The 18,287-nt window shown below is 46.1% G+C and carries 14 protein-coding genes and 1 pseudogene; 3 read left to right on the plus strand and 12 right to left on the minus strand.

What is annotated here, in order from left to right; translation table 11 throughout:
• Positions 1–51 precede the first annotated feature (51 nt).
• Positions 52–447, plus strand: coding sequence for an aspartate 1-decarboxylase (gene panD, locus MCB1EB_RS05920; RefSeq protein WP_045362159.1), 396 nt, complete (start codon positions 52–54; stop codon positions 445–447).
• Positions 448–463: 16 nt separating this feature from the next.
• On the plus strand, positions 464–1,369 hold the full coding sequence (locus MCB1EB_RS05925) for a cobalamin-binding protein (protein ID WP_045362157.1): 906 nt from the start codon (positions 464–466) through the stop codon (positions 1,367–1,369).
• A gap of 960 nt (positions 1,370–2,329) precedes the next feature.
• On the opposite strand, the gene MCB1EB_RS05930 is transcribed toward MCB1EB_RS05925, so the two are convergent.
• The 4 genes and pseudogenes from MCB1EB_RS05930 to MCB1EB_RS05945 all read right to left on the minus strand — a co-directional run bounded on the left by MCB1EB_RS05930 (position 2,330) and on the right by MCB1EB_RS05945 (position 5,722).
• Positions 2,330–3,454 (minus strand): ABC transporter substrate-binding protein, encoded by a 1,125-nt coding sequence (locus tag MCB1EB_RS05930; RefSeq protein WP_045362153.1) that lies wholly within the window; start codon positions 3,452–3,454, stop codon positions 2,330–2,332.
• Entirely contained in the window at positions 3,444–3,683 is a 240-nt protein-coding gene (locus MCB1EB_RS05935) for a type 2 periplasmic-binding domain-containing protein (protein WP_045362151.1), read from the minus strand. The genes MCB1EB_RS05930 and MCB1EB_RS05935 overlap by 11 nt, the downstream gene beginning before the upstream one ends.
• 76 nt (positions 3,684–3,759) lie before the next feature.
• Positions 3,760–3,933, minus strand: a pseudogene (locus tag MCB1EB_RS05940) (helix-turn-helix domain-containing protein); the annotation flags it as partial.
• A gap of 688 nt (positions 3,934–4,621) precedes the next feature.
• On the minus strand, positions 4,622–5,722 hold the full coding sequence (locus MCB1EB_RS05945; protein ID WP_045362147.1) for an ABC transporter substrate-binding protein: 1,101 nt from the start codon (positions 5,720–5,722) through the stop codon (positions 4,622–4,624).
• A gap of 546 nt (positions 5,723–6,268) precedes the next feature.
• Here MCB1EB_RS05945 and MCB1EB_RS05950 point away from each other — a divergent pair.
• A complete protein-coding gene (locus MCB1EB_RS05950) occupies positions 6,269–7,078 on the plus strand; it encodes a HEAT repeat domain-containing protein (RefSeq protein ID WP_045362144.1) in 810 nt (269 codons plus the stop codon).
• A gap of 346 nt (positions 7,079–7,424) precedes the next feature.
• Here MCB1EB_RS05950 and MCB1EB_RS05955 read toward each other — a convergent pair whose 3' ends face one another.
• From MCB1EB_RS05955 to MCB1EB_RS05990, 8 genes are all read right to left on the minus strand, one after another.
• On the minus strand, positions 7,425–7,928 hold the full coding sequence (locus MCB1EB_RS05955; protein ID WP_152034317.1) for a hypothetical protein: 504 nt from the start codon (positions 7,926–7,928) through the stop codon (positions 7,425–7,427).
• A gap of 14 nt (positions 7,929–7,942) precedes the next feature.
• Positions 7,943–8,275: a hypothetical protein gene (locus tag MCB1EB_RS05960; protein ID WP_052393621.1), complete on the minus strand. Its 333-nt coding sequence runs from the start codon at positions 8,273–8,275 to the stop codon at positions 7,943–7,945.
• Positions 8,272–9,534, minus strand: coding sequence for a hypothetical protein (locus MCB1EB_RS12185; protein WP_045362138.1), 1,263 nt, complete (start codon positions 9,532–9,534; stop codon positions 8,272–8,274). Before MCB1EB_RS12185 ends, MCB1EB_RS05960 begins: the two co-directional genes overlap by 4 nt.
• 226 nt (positions 9,535–9,760) lie before the next feature.
• Positions 9,761–10,687 carry a PoNi-like cognate immunity protein gene (locus MCB1EB_RS05970; protein WP_045362136.1) on the minus strand — a complete coding sequence of 309 codons (927 nt, stop codon included), beginning with the start codon at positions 10,685–10,687 and terminating at the stop codon, positions 9,761–9,763.
• The gene (locus tag MCB1EB_RS05975) at positions 10,684–11,610 is read right to left on the minus strand and encodes a hypothetical protein (protein WP_045362133.1); all 927 of its coding nucleotides are present in this window, start codon (positions 11,608–11,610) and stop codon (positions 10,684–10,686) included. The genes MCB1EB_RS05970 and MCB1EB_RS05975 overlap by 4 nt, the downstream gene beginning before the upstream one ends.
• Positions 11,611–11,782: 172 nt before the next feature.
• Entirely contained in the window at positions 11,783–12,577 is a 795-nt protein-coding gene (locus MCB1EB_RS05980; RefSeq protein WP_045362130.1) for a hypothetical protein, read from the minus strand.
• Positions 12,578–12,587: 10 nt separating this feature from the next.
• Positions 12,588–16,907 (minus strand): hemagglutinin repeat-containing protein, encoded by a 4,320-nt coding sequence (locus MCB1EB_RS05985; protein ID WP_126353908.1) that lies wholly within the window; start codon positions 16,905–16,907, stop codon positions 12,588–12,590.
• A 46-nt stretch (positions 16,908–16,953) separates the two neighbouring features.
• Positions 16,954–18,282: an IS5 family transposase gene (locus MCB1EB_RS05990; protein WP_126353842.1), complete on the minus strand. Its 1,329-nt coding sequence runs from the start codon at positions 18,280–18,282 to the stop codon at positions 16,954–16,956.
• Between the last annotated feature and the right edge of the window lie 5 nt (positions 18,283–18,287).

The raw sequence follows: 18,287 nt of genomic DNA on the forward strand, positions 1-18,287 counted from the left end.
CGAATTCGCTCTATTATTTTTCTAACCTTTACTCTTTATTGAATACCGCTTATGCAACGCATTATGCTGAAATCAAAAATCCATCGCGCCACCGTGACTCACTGCGAGTTGCACTACGAAGGCTCATGCGCGATTGATGAAAATTTACTCGAAGCCGCCAACATTATAGAAAACGAGAAAATTGAAGTTTGGAACATTAATAACGGCGAGCGTTTTTCAACTTATGCAATACGCGCTGAACGCGGCAGCGGCATCATTTCATTAAATGGCTCAGCCGCGCGGCGCGCGCAATTAGGCGATCTAGTCATCATCGCAACCTTTGGCTTGTTTGATGATACCGATGTGCGTACCGGCAATGTAAAGCCTAGCCTAATTTTTGTCGATCAAAATAACCGCATTAAAGAGAGCCGCGAGCATATCCCACTGCAAACCGCATCACCACAATAGCGTTATCTCATCTGGGATGAAATACGTCTTAGCCTATCTGCTATTTGGATTCCTGACGCTAGCATCCTGCCGGGTCTATGCAACCATCCAAGTCAAAGACGATAGTGGCGCAGTGGTAACGCTCTCCACACCGGCAAAACGCGTGATTAGCCTAGCGCCCCATATCACCGAATTGATTTACGCTGCAGGGGGCGGAGCCGCATTGCGCGGGGCTGTCATGTATAGCGATTATCCAGAAGCAGCAAAACAGTTGCCACGCGTAGGCGATTACCAAGCGCTTGATTTGGAGCGCATCATCGCTTTAAAACCTGATTTGGTCATAGCTTGGCGGTATGGCAATGTAGAGCGCCAATTGGAAGCCTTGCGCCAATTGAATATCCCGATTTTTTATAGCGCACCGCACCAACTCGACGATATTGCGCTGACGCTTGAAAACTTCGGTGCTTTACTTGGCGCCCGCGCTACCGCCGCGCAAGCGGCAACTTTATTGCGCGCAGAGATTAAAGCGCTGCGGCAGCGCTATGCGCAGAGCACGCCAATCCGGGTGTTTTATCAAATATCTGAGCGCCCTCTGATTACGCTGAATGGCAAACAGGTTGTTAGCGAGGTAATTGCATTATGCGGTGGACGCAATGTGTTTGCGCATTTAGCGCCAGTGGCCCCGGTTATTTCTGCGGAAGCCGTATTGGCAGCTGACCCGCAGGCAATCATCGTTACGCTCCCTAGCGGTAGCACAACCGAGCAGCCGTTATCGAGCCTTGAACGCTGGCGTAGATGGCCGCAACTGGCCGCCACCCAACATAATGCTCTTTTTTCGATTCATGCAGATTTAATCGACCGCCCTACCCCACGCATTGCACAGGGCGCAGCGCAGCTCTGTGAAGCGCTGGCTACAGCGCGCAATCGGTTAGAGCTTAGATAATGACTGGCTAAGGCGTGAAGGTGCCTCATCTCAGTCTGACCTTCCCTCGCGCACCAGCTTACTCTATTTTAAGTAAATGACTTGTCTGGTAATTTAAGGGGTCAATCCAAGTCAGATGTCCAGATGTCCGCGCTTGATATGGGCAACGGTAACCTACTCCAGCACGTCTTTTAGCAGATTTCCAAATACGCCATATTGGTGATCGCTGCACTTTAGGCGTAGCGTAAGAAAACAATAAAGGGATCGTAAGCAAGCTTTGAACCAACTTATCATCCACAGATTAAACCGTTCGATAACCGCATTCTGATGACTCTTCCAGTATAAACCGTTACTGGGCATGCCTTTTTTGATGTTGTCTGGATAGCTTGGAGTAAGCTTGGCATGCTTTAAATCAATATGGCCTGATTTTAAGACTTCGGGCTGGGTCAGTCCAATTCCGTAAGGCGCAAGCAGCGCTTGTCGCTTTGGGTTACTTGCAAATTGAATAAATTGACAGCACGCGTCAGCAGCCCAAACATATCCACAGATACTGTGCATAACTACGTTGAAAAGTGTTTCATATCTTTTCCAAAGCCAGGCGGGGCAAGGCTATTCTTTAGATTGATTAAATTTTAGCAACGATGCCTACTTTCCGGCGTGAGAATTCGCTGCGCAAGCGTGGTTCGCGCCCTAGTGGTAGCGCAACCGAGCAGCCGCTATCAAGCCACCTTGAACGCTAGCGTAGATGGCCTCAACTGACCACCACCCAACATAATGCTCTTTTTTCGATTCATGCTGATTTAATCGACCACCCTACCTCACACATTGCACAGGGTGCGGCACAGTTGGCTACAGCCGCAATCGACTAGAGCTTAGATAACAGCTGAAAAAAGCTTGACGGCGACCCCTATATGCCTGATCTCGCACTCGTGCCCGCTTAGCGTAAGAAAGCAGCGAAAGGGATCTTAAGCAAGCATCTAATCAACTTATCATCCATTGGTTAAAGCGTTCGATAATGGAACTATGCTTATCGGCCCAGTACAACCCATCACTAGGTATCCCTTTTTTTAGATTGTCTGGATAGGTTGACAGCAACTTTACATATTTTGGATCAATTCGGTTTCTTTCTAAAACGCCTTTTTCCAACGCGCTTGGCTGTGTAGGGCTAATGCCATAGGGTATAAGGCGTGCCTGCCGCTCTGGATCGGTGGCAAAGCGGATAAATTGACGGCAAGCATCCGCATTAGGAGTTCCCTTCAAAATTGTCCAATTATCATATCCATAGATATGTTGATCCCATGAAAATGCAACGGGCGCACCTGCATCAATAGCGGATAGAGTAGAAATTATAAAAGCCGGGAGTAAATCGACTTCGCCAGTTTTTAATAGTTGCTCGGCTTGCGGCGTATTCTGCCACCAGACAGAGATATGCGGTTTGATTCTATCCAGGCTGCGAAACGCACGGTTAAGATCGCAAGGGTAGATTTCGGTTGGAAGCGCACCATCCGCTAGCAAAGCTTCTTCAATCGTATCAAAGGGGATTTGACGTAGACTACGGCGGCCGGGGAAATTCTTCGCATCCCAAAAATCTTTCCAAGTTTTGGGGGGTGGGCGCCCTTTAAAAGCATCCGTGCGATACGCAAGCACGATAGAGTAGACATTCATACCAACGCTATAGTCTGACAAAAGGTGCGGCAAAATGGTTTTGACAGCATCATCGTTCCCAAGTCCATGCTCTTCTAAATAACCCTGCTGCCCGAGTACGGGAATCGCCCTATTACCAAGGCAAGCCATATTCCACTTGTACTCTCCTGTATCAACCATGGTCTTAATTTCTGCAACAGGCTCCACATTTGAAGGAATGCCGACGACCTTAATACCGGTTGCTTCCATAAAAGGTTCAAAGAGTATTTTTGTATAAGCAAAATGACTCTTGCCGCCCGAAGTGCGGATCACAATCTGCTGCACTTGTTCGGTGGGAATGTTTCTGGAAGGCGTGGTTTTACGGGAGGTGATGATATAGGGTAGGCAAACCGCTGCGCCTGCCGCAAAGATTACTTTGAGTGCATTACGGCGCTTATTGCGAGATGGGGGTTTACTCCGCATTTGATACTCCGAGTTGAATGGCCGATGCATAACGATCCATTTTTGGCGGGGAAATAAAAATGGATAATTCTGCTCTGAGTAATTTAAGTAATTGATCTGTGGCGGGTAAAAGAGGCTTGCCGCGCCTAGTAATTAAAGCCATCTTGCTAGACTGAAAAATGGGGTGATCCACTTCCAGCGCAATCAGCTCACCGGCCTTAATTTCTTCGCGTGCGGAAATAGCTGACATGCCAGGGCTAGTCGCAGCAAATATTTTTCGTGCCGTGGTTGAATTACTTACAAATGCCGAAAAGCAGAGTTAGATTTTTTCTTCCACGCTGGCTGCGCTCAAATAATTTGTGTCCTATGTATCCTTCCAATAGTTTTATCTGCCGAGTAATGACGGATGCATCAGTATTCAAATAATCTGCTGCTTTACAAATTTTTCCATGGGTATAAACAGCATGGAAATAACCTAGCCTCTGTTGATTAATAAACACTGTCTCCGCTCCGAAAGTGCAGTCACTCAGTTTTATAAAATTATAAAGCTGGCTCTAAAAAGCTAAGGTAGTTAGTTTGTTTTTTAATGATGCTTTACAAGCCTAGTCAGTGTACTTTTTAGATAGAATAAATGGCAACTGATTAAATATACAGTGTCTCAAAGGCAACATTTAAGATGATCTATTTTTGCTTAGACTAGAGAGCATTTTTAGGGATCTACGGCTGATGAATCCTCTCCTATCATTAATGTTTTCATCACAAGCTAGCGTTGAATTTAGCGCATGAGAGGATCAAGAGGTTCCTGATAGAACTTGATTTAATCATATGCCAACAAGATGATCCGATGATCTGACTCGACCCTTGGGGACGTAAGATTTGCCCTAATAGAAGGCAAAGTAGCCCAGACATATCCACAGATACTGTGCATAACTACGTTGAAAAGTGTTTCATATCTTTCTTAAAGCCAGGCGGGACAAGGCCATTCTTTAGATTGACTAAATTTTAGCAACAGCGCCTACTTTCTGACGCGTTTTAGGTTTTTTATTTTTTCTAGATACGTGTGTGCCTGAGCTTGAAAAGGATCTAGCGTCTGCCAGTCTAGGTATCCGCCAAAACAGCGCTTGGAAAGCCAGTTGATGCCATAGATTTATTCGGCACTTCGTGCCGAAGCCCTGCTAATCCAGATATTTAAGGTTTAGCTAACCATTCAGTAAACTCCCTGATGGCTCTATCCTGATTATTAAGCCAATAAATAGAATCCGTATGTAGCCCTTTTTTAAGGTTCTCTGGATAGCTTGTAAGCTGTTTAGCCCGCTCAGGCTTGATATAGTTGAAAGCCTCAGGCAAGGTTGGGCCAACTCCGTATTCAGCAAGCTGTGCTTGCCGCTCTGGGTCTGAGGCAAATTTGATAAATTCGCGGCATGCATTTGCGTTACGCGTACCTTTTAAAATGGCCCAGCTATTGCACTCATAAATATGTTGCTCCCAAGAAAAGGCGATTGGCACGCCTGCATTAATTGCTGCTTGGACGCGGGAAATCCAAGCTGGGACCAAATCTATTTCTTTAGACTTCAGCAGCTGTTCAACTTGTGTCCCGCTTGTCCACCAAATACGAATATGCTGCTTTATTTTATCGAGGCTACGAAACATTCGCTCAAGATCGCAAGGGTAAACCTTCTCCGCAGATACGCCATCAGCCATCAAGGCTACTTCAGCCGTGTCTAGTGGGTGCCTATATAAGCCTCGACGACACGGAAAACGCTTGGTATTCCAGAGGTCTTGCCAAGTTTGCGGCACTTCCCCCGCCTTTTTGAATACGTCAGTGCGATAAGCAAGAACAGTAGAATATACGTTTGTCCCGACTCCATAAGGGAAAATAAACTGTGGCGCTATTCTTGAAATAGTAGGGTCACCTTCAAGCTGGTGTTTTTCCAAAAAACATTTATCGCCAATACCGTTGGTTAGGATTAGGATTGCCATCTCACTAAGAGCTGCCATATCCCATAAGAGGTTCTCCGATTGAACCATCGCTTGAATCTGCGCGGTAGGGTTTGCGATTGCTTGAACACCGACCACCAGAATTCCAGTTTTCTCAGCAAAAGGTTTGTAGAGCACCTTTTTATAGCCCTCGTGGATCTCGCCGCCTAAGTCTCGAATGACTATTTGCCGCTTCGGGGCCGCTTTGGAAGGCGTCAGAATGAATGGTGCGCAGAGGGTTGCCACAGTGCAAAGAGCCAGATTTTTAATTATTTTACGGCGACTGGCTTGGGGTTTAGTTTTATCTTTCATAGGCGGTAGCAGAAGAAACAAAAGTTTTTCAGTATGCGTAAAAATTGATCACTTTGTTTTGAGTAATCAAGCCATGAGTTCAGCGCTGACGATAACCAGTTGCGCGGCTTTAGTGGGTTGCCTCCCGCACTTATGACAGTGCTCAAATATTACGAACTATTTTTTTCAACCGCTTAATCTAGCGAATCATTACAGATAAATATGAATTCAAATAATCTGCAGCTTTGCGAATTTTTCCCGTAGAAGTAGCATAAGCGCTACAGGTTGATAATCAGCATTTACGCCGCACCTTAAAGTCTTTTTACTGAATTATGAAAAAATTATAGGGCCAGTTTTAAAAAATAAAGGTGCTTATTTATTTTTTAATGCTGCTTGATAAGCAATAATTTGATTCTAGTGGTTTGCTTAGACTTCAGTAAACATAAATTTAAGTTATTGATATATAAAAAATATATTAGTAGGCGATGAATAAATATTTCTTTAATTATAGAATTTGGTGTATATGATTAAGATGAATTCGATAATTCTCTTTGAAAGGAGAGCGCCATGCACATACTTTCTACCCCTGTTCCAACACAATACTCAGCTAACTTTTCACAGACACCGTTGCTTGCGCAAAGAGTAAACCAACAGCAAAACGTAACTGCTGAGCGGCGAGATACCATTGAAATTCCTATAGAAAATTATGAAGCACTTATTGCGATTGATAGCCATCTAAAAAATATGGAGAAAATGTTTTCAAAAATGGAAGCAACTTTAAAAGAAAGCCTTCAAATTAAAGAAAAAGAATATGAAAAACTAAAACAAAATTTTGAGGATCATAAGAAAATATGTAAGAAAGAATTTCAAGTTGAAGAAAAACAAGATAACTCATCTAAGCCTGGATTTAAAGAAGAAATTATTCAGCAACTGAAAAATCCAGCATGGGAAATTCGGCAAAAAGCAATTGATGCCCTTAGAAATCTGCTTGGTTCTTCAGAAGAAACTAAGAAGTACATTACCCCTTTATTAAAAGATAAAGATTGTACAGTTCGGGAAACTGTGCTTAGCGCAGTAGGTTATTATTTTTCAGCAGAACAGACACAACAAGAACTTATCCCATTATTAAAAGACCCAGAGTGGAAGATTAGGCAAATGACGATGAATTTATTATGTGATCGCCTTTCAAGGTCGGAAATAGAGCAAAAGATTATTCCCTTATTAGAAGATTCAGCGTGGCAAGTGCGGCAAACAGCAATCGACGTATTACGCAAGCGCCTTTTATACCCTCTATTAAAGGAAACAGTTGGTCCTTTATCACAGGATCCAGCGTGGCAAGTACGGCAAATAGCAAATCAGGTATTAAGGGAGGTTTGAGACCTACGTCGGTGTTCTTGCGGGGAGCCTCTTGGTTATATTCCCACGATATGCTCCCCAGATTGATTCGGCATGTCTTGAAGCAACACTTCTTCATCCTGATGCCATGTGCCCTGCCGGGAATCTGGGATAGCTGCTGTGACTCCATAGGCGGTGGAGCCGGTTGTACTATCTGATTATCGCTCTTTCCAGGCTGCTCAGTATCGTTTGGTCGTTCTTTATACCCATTCTCCGCGGGCGTTACCGTTACCATTGGTGGTGGGGCAGATTGTATTAGCAGGGTGTCTTGCTTTTCAAATTATCTTGCCATTTTCCCAATGCTGGCTGCTAAGGATTTTTCTACAGGCTATTTGTTCTTTAGCTTTACGTAATAATCCTCAACAGACGCAATAAATTCAGGCAAATCTACTATGTAAGTCCAATGATAATCCTCACTCGAATACGATATTTCATAACCTTTGGTAGATTTACCAATATAAACGCTATTTATATCAACTCCGCGCAAAGCAAACCTTAGTCCGTGGCGAGTCTTATATTCAAACACTGAGTCTAAGTCTGAATCTTTTACACTATCCAGATCAACCATTTCATGGAAATATCTGATTCCATATGCAATGGAAAAATCGCTTTTAATTAAATCTAATGGAGACTCAAAAAGAATGGCCTGCTTTTTTTCAAGAGTCCATTTCAATAAGCATATTACATCCCATCTAATTTTGAATATATTAAAAGTTTTTCCATCACTTAGTAAAACATCGAGTGATATATCTGCATACACTTCGTCTTCAGATGGGATGTCAATATATTGGCTAGGGTCTAGCTTTGTAATCTTTAAGTCGAGCCTGTGCATCATTTTAAGATAAACTACACAAAAATTTCTATATCATCTAAAGCATCCTGAACTTTTCCAGATATAGCGCTATTTTCTATTTTATTACGCAGAATATTTATAACTCTTTCTTTATCTAGCTTACGGTGAATTCTTGCGATATGTCCCAAGCAAGTTGCTGATATTCCACTGATTTTAGGATTATCATCATCTAATAAATCCAGGAATTTTTCTTGAGCCCATTTCCAATCAGATTCATAAAAAGCTATAGACACTAAAGCATTACATATTTCTTCTACATTCCCAGATGAAAGTTTTTCCTCAATCAGAGTTTTATTCATTGGTTTGGGGTTATTAAAATGTTTCATTTCCCACCTCCTAAAATACTTCCATTCTTAGTTACCATGTTAGCCTTTTGTAAGGCCCTTTTCATATCTTGGTGTAAATTATCCCAGGAGCGAACATGTCCGTGATAGACGTTATTTTCTGTATTGTCGAATATAATAAAATCACCAGTTTTGTAATCAATCCCAATCCTTCGAGGCGACGTGGGTTTAACTTGCACTGAGACATTTAGAGCGTCTTGACCATTGACAGGACCTCTGCTTTTTACCGAATTATCATACTTTCCGTGATAATTAACAGGCTCAAACTTAAAATGTTGTGCGCTATTCGTATCGCTCTCAGCCTTTTCTGTCCGTTCGCTAAAAATTATATTCCCTAGTTTCCCTATTGCTTCAGCAATCGGTGTTATCAGAGGAGTTACTGTATATTCTACAGATTGATTGGGCGTCACCAAAGGTTGAACGATATGTTCTCCAGATTGATTCGGTATGCCTTCAAGCAACACTTCTTCATCCTGATGCCATGCCCTGCCGGGAATCTGGGAGGGCCGCTGTGGCTCCATAGGCGTGACCATTGGCGGCGGGGGAGGTTGTATTAGCTCATTCTCTTCAACTTGCCCTTCATCCTGTCCTAGTTTTTTATCCAATTCATAAAGAACCACCGCCCCAGTTGTTGCCGCTGCCGCACCTATAGCCATTTCCTTTACTTCATTCCGGGTACCTAGCATCGCCAATCGCGCTGCTAGCGCCACAAATCCATAAATTGCTGGAGCCAGCATATTATTATCTGTCTCAATCTGAGCCGCATTTTGCGCGGAGCTCGCATCAGCCCCTCCTAGATCCGCAAGCCCCGCCACCAGGCTGGTGACTAAATTCTTGCGCGCTTCTTTCTCTTCTTTAGAAAAATCGTCTATAGGGCCTAATAGATTATTCACCAATACACTTGCACTCGCACCCAAGGCGGCTGCGCCACCCGATTGCCCCCGTGCGACTGCTCCGCCATAAGCCAATGCCCCATGCAAGGCAGCACGCGCCGTTTCATCCTTCAGGCTATCTGCAATATGCTTGATTTTTTCTGCACCTAAACTTTGCAGATAATTCAGCGCCGCTGCCTGGGCGAACTCTGCGGTCGTCCCCGTCACATTGCCCGATGCTGCTGCCGTCAGCGCAGTGACGATTCGACGGTAGGTCCCACCTGGCCCCCATTGCTTATTCACAGTCTGTGCCTGCGCACGCAACTCAGCCGCTGTCTCCAGCAATTCCTGCCGCTCTGCTACAGGCATGAGCTCATTACCGGCCAGTCTCTCTATACGCTTAGCGCGCTCGATCTGATGATCTGCTTCTCTGGCTCTATTGACGAGAAACGTGCCCGTTTCCCGACCTAAGGCATTGACAATATCAAAGCCCGCTTCAATCTCCGGCCGGTTAAAATTCGGCGCTAACGCCTGATGGCTTTGTGCCGGATGACGGTTTAGGCTAGCAATTTACTGAAATTTATAAAAATATTAATCAAATTTTAGGCTTTATTTTATTAAAAATTTTCGACCAAAAATGATGGAGATTCTTTTTCAACGTTTCATCAGTCTTTTCTTTTTTAGCTACTAGATCATTCGCTACTGGTTCTACTCGTTCAGGGTGAGTAGAAGGGCCATTGGGCCGAAGTAAATCGCCTGGGTAATTGGGATGGCCTAAGCATAAAGAATCATCTAAACCAAAAGCTTTGACGACAGCTACAGCTTCGATGCACCAGAAACCGAAATAGCCCCCTTCCAGCGTATGATATTTATACCAATAAGGCCGAGCATACATAGCGGTCATCTCTGACATCCCGTTTTTAGGAGGACGGTTTAACTCGGGGTACCATTTGGTGATAAAGCTTTTTAATTTTTCAGCTTGCTTGTCTTTTGGTGCATTAATTGCATCTAGCAAGCGCTGATAAGGCTTTGGATGACATAACTTGCTTCCTATTTTTCGTGATGGTTCTCGGCTTGCAATAATACGATCTAGCAACTCATCCTCACCTTCATTGCCAATCAGTATTAACAACCGCTGCCATTGATCATCTGGAATTTCAAGGGAAAGTGCCATACCTATGAGCCAGAAGCAAATTATGTAATGGTCGAGATTGACTGCCCAAGCATGACGTCTATATTGCTGTTGTTCAGTCCATATATCCTTACCTAACCGTTCAGCTTCTTCCCATGTAGCTAATAACGGTGGAAAATATTGAGCAAGCTTACTAATTACTTCACCCCTAGAATAATCCATTAATAGTAGGTGGCGATAATCATGCACAACTTCATAGACATACTGCGGTCTATAGGAGCGATTTTTTGATGGCTGCTGTATTTGCTCAAGGCTATCATTAATTGATTGTCGCTCAAATTTAAGCCATTTATCAAAATAATCTTTATCTTTAAGCTGATCTCGAATCATTTTATATTTCCTAAAATTTGGAAAACAGGCCGCAGTATCAACTTACCATTTTTGTCCAAAATGCCAAAAGTCGCTCTTCCGTACGGGTCTGTATGCACTAGCCATTTTTCAATTCTTCCATTATCCATAGCATTCCGAGCTGCCTTAGCTATTACCGGGTTACCTATAGCTTCAAGAATTCGATTTGTACCAGTATTAGTCCCAATGAGCCAACTATCACTCATCTGTAATCCATCCGCCGTTTTCTTAAGTACAGATGAGCCACATTTATATTCCACTATGGCATAGTCTATGCCAGGTTTATTTATTTTATATATGTCATCAATACCTGTTTGACCAATGCTTGGCACACGTCCAATCCTTTTTGCCTCAGGCAGCAGCTGTTGAACCTTATTACTACCTAACATCTCGCCAACCACACCTTTTTGCGCATTTGTCAGCCGACTAAAATCCATCAATGGCCTACCATCAGCCGCAAAAAGTCCGCCCGCTTTAGCCAAGTGATCAAATTTCGCAAGCCCAGAAAGTTTTTCTAGAGATTCCTTACTTAGACGAACTCCAATTTTACCCAGCGATGCAGTTAACTTAGCTGCACCTGCAGCTACTATTACGATTGAGCCTATATGCCAGAATAAATCGCCTAACTCACGGCCAAGCTGTAATGCATTCTGGTCGCCGCCTTCTCTTGCTGCGGCCCGTATCCGGTTGATTTTGGCATTGAATTCAGCAACTATCTGTTCTCCTAATTGATCGCGCACTTCCTGGTTAATTAGGGAGGCCAATCCTTTTAGGTTATTGCGGAAATCCTTAAAAAATTCGACTACCCCTTCCGCATCGTGCCAACCCGCCTCAGCCAAACCGCTGATTAGACCCGACATTGTCAATGCATCTTGCTTCGCCGAAACGCCAGTCCATTTAATCATTGTCCCTGCTTTGCAGACGAAATCGTCTTCACAGGCATCTAATTCTTTTTAGACCCATACTAGTTGCTCTGTCGCCAGTATCGATAGCCGCTGCTGCACTATGCGTACCCACGGTCGCATCTGCCCCGGTGAGTGCAGCTATGCCAGCAACCAGTGTGCCCTACGGCCTAGTTCATTCTTTATAGTTATAGTGCGCTGGCACTTTATAATCCTCCGGGAAAGAGGGCCAAAAACGTTTATCTGACCTAGCATTTTTTAATGCTACTCTAATCGCACCCAAGAATTTATAGAACTGAAAATTTATTAACCTAATTCTCTGAAGGATTGCTCGAACTGCTCGCCAGTCTTCTTGTATAGATGCTTTTTCATATGCATCAAAGGCAATCTGCAAAGATAACAGCTTTTCATAAAATAATTTATTGAAGTCACTGTTTAAGTTGATACCCCATATTAAGCGTCCTGTTCTTTTATCCACACGCTCTAATTCTTCATTTGTCACACCCTGAGATTTGACTATATCCATCAAGATTTTTTGAATTCTATTTAAATCTCCCCATTCTTTTTGATCGATTTGATTTTTTTCTTTATAAAAATATTCACTTGGAATAGTGTAACTCTTTCCCAAAGAAGGCCAATTGAAACGCTTATTATTCAGTATCTTTGTTAAATCATGTGAAATTGCATAGAATGGACTACTTTCCAATAGTCCTATTTTCAAAGAGGCATCGAGAAGAGCTGCCTTAGTTGCCAACACATCTCTTTTTAGTGAGGCTTTATCGTATAGCTCGATTGAATCTTTTAGTGACTCTAAATCCTCTTTAAAGGTGTTATTATAATCATCGTTCCAGTCTATATGCCATAGTAGAAAGGCAGATTTATTAGTCGACTCATCAAAATCAGCATATGTCAAACCATGAAACTGAAGAAATTTCATTAAACGTACTTTAAACTTGTTAAAATCTAACATTACTTTCACTCTATTTCCCCAGCCGTCTACCTTCCGCGGCGTCCGTTTTTTCTCGATTAATAGTTCCATCAAAATTCAGAACATGCTTTGAAATTCTAATTCGAGTATACACTTCTAAGTGATTTTTATGACCAGCATCCAAATAAATAAGATCTCCTTTTCCTATTGTACCTTTAATTTTATCGATTGCTTTATACAACCTCTCCCCATGATAAAACTCGTTAGTAGGAATAGTCACGCGCTTTACTTCCGCCCCAAACTCTGTTTGATTAAAAAAATCATCCATTTTCTTCACAGAGCCTTCATTCGGCACATATTCCTTGCCTCTATTGGCCTTCTTCGCCCCCTTACTAAAAATGACCGTGTCAAATATATCTAACCCTTCGCCAATCGGCCTCACCATCACATTACCTGCTGATTGAACCTCTCCTGGCGTCACCAAAGGTTGAACGATATGCTCCCCCGATTGATTCGGCATGCCTTCAAGCCGCACCTCTTCATCCTGATGCCACGCTCTGCCCGGAATTGGGTCCAGCTGCGGTGGCTCCATAGGCGTAGTCATTGGCGGCGGGGCCGGTTGTATTAGCTCATTCTCTTCAACTTGCCCTTCATCTTTCCCTAGTTTTTTATCCAATTCATAAAGAACCACCGCCCCAGTTGTTGCCGCTGCAGCACCTATAGCCAATTCCTTTACTTCATTCCGGGTACCTAGCATCGCCAATCGCGCTGCTAGCGCCACAAATCCATAAATTGCTGGAGCCAGCATATTATTATCTGTCTCAATCTGAGCCGCATTCTGCGCGGAGCTCGCATCAGCCCCTCCCAGATCCGCAAGCCCCGCCACCAGGCTGGTGACTAAATTCTTGCGCGCTTCTTTCTCTTCTTTAGAAAAATCGTCTACAGGGCCTAACAGATTATTCACCAATACACTTGCACTCGCACCCAAGGCGGCTGCGCCACCCGATTGCCCCCGTGCGACTGCTCCTCCATAAGCCAATGCCCCATGCAAGGCAGCACGCATTGTTTCATCCTTCAGGCGATCCGCAATATGCTTGATTTTTTCCGCACCTAAACTTTGCAGATAATTCAGCGCCGCTGCCTGGGCGAACTCTGCGGTCGTCCCCGTCACATTGCCCGATGCTGCTGCCGTCAGCGCAGTGACGATTCGACGGTAGGTCCCACCTGGCCCCCATTGCTTATTCACAGTCTGTGCCTGCGCACGCAACTCAGCCGCTGTCTCCAGCAATTCCTGCCGCTCTGCTACAGGCATGAGCTCATTACCGGCCAGTCTCTCTATACGCTTAGCGCGCTCGATCTGATGATCTGCTTCTCTGGCTCTATTGACGAGAAACGTACCCGTTTCCCGACCTAAGGCATTGACGATATCAAAGCCCGCTTCAATCTCCGGCCGGTTAAAATTCGGCGCTAATGCCTGATGGCTTTGTGCCGGATGACGGTTTAGGCTGGCCATGGTCTCTGCCGCACTGTACCCCGTCAGTTCGATTTGCCGGGCCTCATCCGTAATCACAATCTCTGCACCGCTGATGGCACTGCGAGTGGTGGACTGCGCATGACCCGAAGCACTCATCACAATCGGTATCGCAGCGCTCATTCCACCTCGGCTCGCCAGCTGATTGCCGCTATGAGCCGGTGTTGTCGCTTCTCCCGATTGTTCCGAGCCCACCCCTTTGCCACTTTTACTGTACCCACCGCCTAAACTGATACTGCTTGCATCGTAGCTCGCCTGATTCTTCAGACTCGTCTGTTGCAGGGTCCCTGTCATCAGCGTGTTCTTCTTTTCCTGCACCGCCTGCTCAGCACTTGCAATCACGCTACCTACAAGCTTCGTGTCCCCTTTGACCGTGATCTGAAAGCCCTCCTCTCCGGCCTGAATTCCCGCCTGTTCCGCCACGCTCAGATAACGACTGTCCATCCTGCGTTGCGAGAAGTGCACGCTGGCTGCTGAGACCGAGCCGGCTGTCGCACTGCCACTGATACTTTGAGAGTGGCTATAATAAGTCGCCGTGTTTTGCACACTCTCAATTTCAAGTTCCCCCTCAATCTGGGCCTGCACCTGCTTTCCAGCCATCTGCGCACCTTTTAGGCGCACATCGCTTTGGGCGTTGAGCGTCAGCTTGCCCCCCGCCTGGATCAAGGTCGGCGTATAGTTGATTTGCTCTCCCTCTGCATGACCCTGCCCAATACTTACCGCTAGCGAAGCCCCCATTGAGCTCTGGCTGCCCAGCGTCGCCACGGCGCCCACCGCAGAGCTTTGGCTCTGCTGCTGACTCTGCTCAATCAAGCTATTCGGCGCAGCTTCTACAGTCAGTCGGCCTTCTACGTCCAGCGTAATATCCTGTTTGGCTTCTATACGAGCGCCACTCAGATCCAGCGTGGACTCTTTCCCTAAGCCACTGATCTGGATCGATATATTGCCACCAGCCGCCAGCGTGCTGTTCAACGCTGTCTTGCTCAGCTGCATCTGCTCGGTTTCACACTGGTCTTCACCAATCATCACGCTCACTGTCGCACCACCCGCGGCCTTTGGATCCATCTTGATTGCATCGTAGGCATTTTTTGTCGCCAGTGCCCCCGCACCCGCTGCTAAAGCCTGCATCCGTGGATCGCTGACTTGGGTACTGGCTTGCAGCATTTGATGATTCGTTTGCGCCGCCGCAATCACCGGCGCACTCAACGAGACCGTCAAACCCGATTGATGGTATTCACTGCGCTGCCAGACTCGTCCCTCTTCATAGCTTGCATCAATCTTGGCTTTACCTGCCCGAATCTCAATATCGCCTGTGGGCACCACCCACTGGCTGCCGCTTTGTTCGTATTCACGGCCTGCCACTGCTCTGACATGGCCGGATACGCTGCCGATGACCGAGCCAATGTGGGGCGTGTGCTCATTTTCCTGGGTGTCTTTTTGGGTCCGCGTGCCTATCGTGACGCCAAATGTCCCGCTATCCAGTAAGCCCGAGCGTTCTGTTACAGAGTGGTAGCGGGCTTTCTCACTCTGTTCGACGGCCTTTTGCTTGATATTGTTGGCGGCAGACAGATCGACATCGCGCATCCCAACCACGTTTGAGCCGAGGATATTGAGGTCATGTCCGGCTTCGATCTGTACCGTACCCCCGGATAAGGTGCTGCTTAACGCTTGTTTTCTGTACAGCGTGTTGTGCATCAGTTCGCTTGAGGAACCCAAGAAATGACTCGATTCATGATAGTGAGATTCCTCAAACTCCGTTTCTTCATACGCGGCTTCCAGATGAATATCTCGGCCGGCCTGCACCGTTAACTTTTCTTCAGCTGTTACGTAAGCGCCGGTTGCGGTCACATCGCGCCCAGCCTTCAGCTCAAGCGCGCCCGCCTGAATCTGGGTGCCGATTTCGGTGTGCTGACTCAAGCTTAGGGCATTACGTTCATCCCATACGATCTTTAGTTGCTCGCCGGTGGTGGCCGTACCTAATATGAGATCCTGCCGCGCTTCTAATCTCGCATCATGCTCCACTTCAATCTGGGTGGCGGCCAGGTTAATATCGGATCCTGCCGTCGCTTCCAGTTCCCCGGCCTTGATCTGGGTGAGGCCAACTAGATTTGTCCGGCTGCCGCTGGCGGCATGGGTGGTCTGTGTCTGGCTTTGCAGCTGGAGATCCTGGCCGGCCTGTAAGGTGAGTTTTTTTACTGCAAACAGCTTGCCAGCGCGGCTATCGAGGTCATCGCGGGCCTGGAGGGAGAGGGCGCCCAGGCTGGCGAGCGTGCCGTGCTGGTTATCGATCTGGCGCGCACGAATCTGCGTCTTGCCGCGGCTGAGCACGGTTCCGGTGTTTTTAAAGGGGAGATCGCTGTCTAACTCAATCGTATCGGCTGAAATCAAGGCATTGCCCAGCGGGACAGCCTGTGCATCGCTTGGGGCCAGATACACTTTAGGCACCAGTACCGTCTGTTCTGAGCCATCGGGTAATTGAACACGTTGATTTACTAGCCAGACGGGACTGGTGGTTAAAGCATTGACTTGTTCAGGTGTAGGTTCAGTGCCGAGCATCAAATCAAAACGTTTAGCCCAGTCTGCTCCTGCGTGCATCAAGGCCCTAATATCAGCGATAGGGTTCCGATGGTTGGAGAGGTAATAATGGCCGGTCAGACCGATAATCTGATCCCGAATCAGTTGCTGTTCATAGAATCCATCGCCCAGACGCTTGGGAACGCGTTGAGGATCCAGATTCAGTAATCTCAGCAATAAATCGCTGGAAACCCTGTCGCTATTGCGCGTAAAGCGGGGATCGATCTGAATTAGATAGGATTGATAGGAATCGGTGTTCAGGCGCAATAAGCCGCTATTTAGTCGTCGCTGAATAAATCGTTTTGTGAACTAATTAGAACCAAAACCTGAAACCAACAGCAAACGTAGGGCGGAAGAAATCGGATAAAAGTAAAACGTAAAAAAGCCGAAGCTTTCTGAGGATCATCCGTAAGTTATGCCCAGCGCCACAGAGCACAGCGTGTATGGCATCGCCTAATGCCCCTTTGAGCCAATTCCGACCAAGTTTCCCATCCGTCTTCATATGACCGATGATAGGTTCAATGGCACTGCGTCGTTTGATGATAGCACTTAGCGTACGTGTGATACCCCGGCGCATACCTGAGTGATAGATTTTTACGCCATCGACCTCAACCCCTTTGTAACCGCGATCTACGATCGCAACTTCGGGCGTCACATCACTCAGAATTGCGGCTTGTTCTAGTGCTTCAGCCAGCGTGTGACCGTCGTAAGGGTTTCCCGGCATCGAGCGCGCACCCAACACAAGTCCTTCCTGGTGAGTTGTCGTAATCGATACTTTGACACCGAACTCGTAGGGCTTACGTGCCTTGCCCTTGGCTATACACTCCACTTCCGGTGCATGCAGGGCATAAAGTTTGTTTTTATCCTTGGGGCTTTGCGAAATGATTCTTTTCGTACGGGCTATCAACTCTCGCAAGGCATCATGGCTTTTCTCCGCCACCGACTCGATTTGTCTCTCAACATCGCGCATCACTCGTCCCACTCGAGAACGCAGTGTGCCTAACGCTTTGTTCATCCGTTTGTATTGCTTCGCATGCGCATAACGGCTGACTTGGAGTGACAAACGGGGCGCCACTCGGTTGTAATTTTGTCGCAACTGCAAACCATGTTGGGCTGCCGCTTTCACCAAATGCTCTCGACAACGCTCGAGCAATCTGGAATCGGTCGGATGGGCTATCGCCTTCTCCATCACGGTGGTGTCTACGATCACTCGTTTCACGCTCGATGCTTTGATCACATCACTCCGTTTCGCCGCTTCGATCGTCTCGGCTAATAACTCTTCGACTCCCGCCTCGCCAAGACGTTTCCGCCAACGCGTTAGGCTTGATGCATCTATGGGCGCTTCTGTTTGTAAATACTCCTCTCCCGTGAATACTTGCCAATATGGGTTTTCTAGCCACGACCCAACGACTTCTTCATCAGACAAGTTGAACGCATATTGCAAATACAATAACCCCGCTATCAGGCGAGGGGACTTGGCTGGGCGACCTCTCGATGAGGTAAAACTCTCACTCATCGATTCGCTTAATTTCTCCCAATTGATCAAATCTCCTAAACCTACCAACTCATGTTTCAGATTGATCTGCTCTCTTAACGGTTGTCTGAACATATCTGCTTCAATCACTTGCGCCTTCGGTCTCATTCTTT

The sequence above is a fragment of the Mycoavidus cysteinexigens genome, assembly GCF_003966915.1.
Lineage (GTDB): Bacteria > Pseudomonadota > Gammaproteobacteria > Burkholderiales > Burkholderiaceae > Mycoavidus > Mycoavidus cysteinexigens.